The sequence below is a fragment of the Burkholderia sp. MSh2 genome, from assembly GCF_000731655.1.
GTDB classification, from domain to species: domain Bacteria; phylum Pseudomonadota; class Gammaproteobacteria; order Burkholderiales; family Burkholderiaceae; genus Burkholderia; species Burkholderia paludis.
The window spans coordinates 1-2,965 of sequence record NZ_JPGM01000018.1 but is presented as its reverse complement, the minus strand read 5'-3'; the positions used below and the strand labels follow the sequence as shown (position 1 = coordinate 2,965).

Annotated in this window: 1 rRNA gene; it reads right to left on the bottom strand. The window is 52.9% G+C overall.

Annotated elements, in window-relative coordinates:
• Positions 1 to 34: 34 nt before the first annotated feature.
• Positions 35 to 2,916 (bottom strand): 23S ribosomal RNA (locus GQ57_RS12735).
• Positions 2,917 to 2,965 lie beyond the last annotated feature (49 nt).

The following is a 2,965-nucleotide window of genomic DNA, read 5'->3' as shown; positions in this document are numbered from 1 at the left end:
CGCACGGCGCCGATCTACAAGGCAGACTTGTTATAGGATCAAGCCTTACGGGCAATTAGTATCAGTTAGCTGAACGCATTACTGCGCTTACACACCTGACCTATCAACGTCCTGGTCTCGAACGACCCTTCAAGGGGATCTAGTCCCCAGGGATATCTCATCTTAAGGCGAGTTTCCCGCTTAGATGCTTTCAGCGGTTATCTCTTCCGAACATAGCTACCCGGCGATGCCACTGGCGTGACAACCGGTACACCAGAGGTTCGTCCACTCCGGTCCTCTCGTACTAGGAGCAGCCCCCTTCAAATATCCAACGCCCACGGCAGATAGGGACCAAACTGTCTCACGACGTTTTAAACCCAGCTCACGTACCTCTTTAAATGGCGAACAGCCATACCCTTGGGACCGGCTACAGCCCCAGGATGAGATGAGCCGACATCGAGGTGCCAAACACCGCCGTCGATATGAACTCTTGGGCGGTATCAGCCTGTTATCCCCAGAGTACCTTTTATCCGTTGAGCGATGGCCCTTCCATACAGAACCACCGGATCACTATGACCTGCTTTCGCACCTGCTCGACTTGTCGGTCTCGCAGTTAAGCACGCTTATGCCATTGCACTATCAGCACGATTTCCGACCGTACCTAGCGTACCTTCGTACTCCTCCGTTACGCTTTGGGAGGAGACCGCCCCAGTCAAACTGCCTACCATGCACTGTCCCCGATCCGGATCACGGACCAAGGTTAGAACCTCAAACAAACCAGGGTGGTATTTCAAGGACGGCTCCACCGAAACTAGCGTTCCGGTTTCATAGCCTCCCACCTATCCTACACAGATCGGTTCAAAGTCCAATGCAAAGCTACAGTAAAGGTTCATGGGGTCTTTCCGTCTAGCCGCGGGTAGATTGCATCATCACAAACACTTCAACTTCGCTGAGTCTCGGGAGGAGACAGTGTGGCCATCGTTACGCCATTCGTGCAGGTCGGAACTTACCCGACAAGGAATTTCGCTACCTTAGGACCGTTATAGTTACGGCCGCCGTTTACCGGGACTTCAATCAAGAGCTTGCACCCCATCATTTAATCTTCCGGCACCGGGCAGGCGTCACACCCTATACGTCCACTTTCGTGTTTGCAGAGTGCTGTGTTTTTATTAAACAGTCGCAGCCACCAGTTTATTGCAACCCCTTCACCCTCCTGGCGCAGGCCAGTCAAGCTACAAGGGCGTACCTTATCCCGAAGTTACGGTACCAATTTGCCGAGTTCCTTCTCCCGAGTTCTCTCAAGCGCCTTAGAATACTCATCTCGCCCACCTGTGTCGGTTTGCGGTACGGTCATCGTTAGACTGAAGCTTAGAGGCTTTTCTTGGAACCACTTCCAATTGCTTCGCTCCCTAAGGAGCTCGCGCCACACCCTTGAATCCTGCGCCCGGATTTGCCTAAGCGCCTTCTCCAATGCAGCGACCGGGACTTCCAACACCCGGACAACCTTCCGCGATCCGTCCCCCCATCGCATCTAACAATGGTGCAGGAATATTGACCTGCTTCCCATCAGCTACGCATTTCTGCCTCGCCTTAGGGGCCGACTCACCCTACGCCGATGAACGTTGCGTAGGAAACCTTGGGCTTACGGCGAGGGGGCCTTTCACCCCCTTTATCGCTACTCATGTCAGCATTCGCACTTCCGATACCTCCAGCACGCTTTTCAACGCACCTTCGCAGGCTTACGGAACGCTCTCCTACCATGCGTGCCAAGCACGCATCCGCAGCTTCGGTATATAGCTTAGCCCCGTTACATCTTCCGCGCAGGACGACTCGATCAGTGAGCTATTACGCTTTCTTTAAAGGGTGGCTGCTTCTAAGCCAACCTCCTGACTGTTTTAGCCTTCCCACTTCGTTTCCCACTTAGCTATATTTGGGGACCTTAGCTGGCGGTCTGGGTTGTTTCCCTCTTGACACCGGACGTTAGCACCCGATGTCTGTCTCCCGTGATTGCACTCTTCGGTATTCGGAGTTTGCTATGGCGGGGTAATCTGCAATAGACCCCCCAACCATGACAGTGCTCTACCCCCGAAGGTGAGACACGAGGCACTACCTAAATAGTTTTCGGAGAGAACCAGCTATTTCCAAGTTTGTTTAGCCTTTCACCCCTATCCACAGCTCATCCCCTAACTTTTCAACGTTAGTGGGTTCGGACCTCCAGTACGTGTTACCGCACCTTCATCCTGGCCATGGATAGATCACTTGGTTTCGGGTCTACGCCCAGCAACTGAACGCCCTATTCGGACTCGCTTTCGCTACGCCTGCCCTATACGGTTAAGCTTGCTACTGAACGTAAGTCGCTGACCCATTATACAAAAGGTACGCCGTCACCCCTTACGAGGCTCCGACTGTTTGTATGCATGCGGTTTCAGGATCTATTTCACTCCCCTCCCGGGGTTCTTTTCGCCTTTCCCTCACGGTACTGGTTCACTATCGGTCGATCACGAGTATTTAGCCTTGGAGGATGGTCCCCCCATCTTCAGACAGGATTTCACGTGTCCCGCCCTACTTGTCGCACACCTAGTTCTTTCATACTGTTTTCGCCTACAGGGCTATCACCTGCTATGGCCGCACTTTCCAGAGCGTTCGGCTAACAATACAAATAAAGAGTGCAAGGCTCATCCCATTTCGCTCGCCACTACTTTGGGAATCTCGGTTGATTTCTTTTCCTGCGGTTACTTAGATGTTTCAGTTCACCGCGTTCGCTTCACTAGACCTATGTATTCAGTCTAGGATGACCCAAAAGGGCCGGGTTTCCCCATTCGGACATCTACGGATCAAAGCTTGTTTGCCAGCTCCCCGTAGCTTTTCGCAGGCTACCGCGTCCTTCATCGCCTGTGATCGCCAAGGCATCCACCACATGCACTTGTTCGCTTGACCCTATAACGAGTCTGTCTCATCGACAGTCGCTACAGGTTGAGTTCTCGCG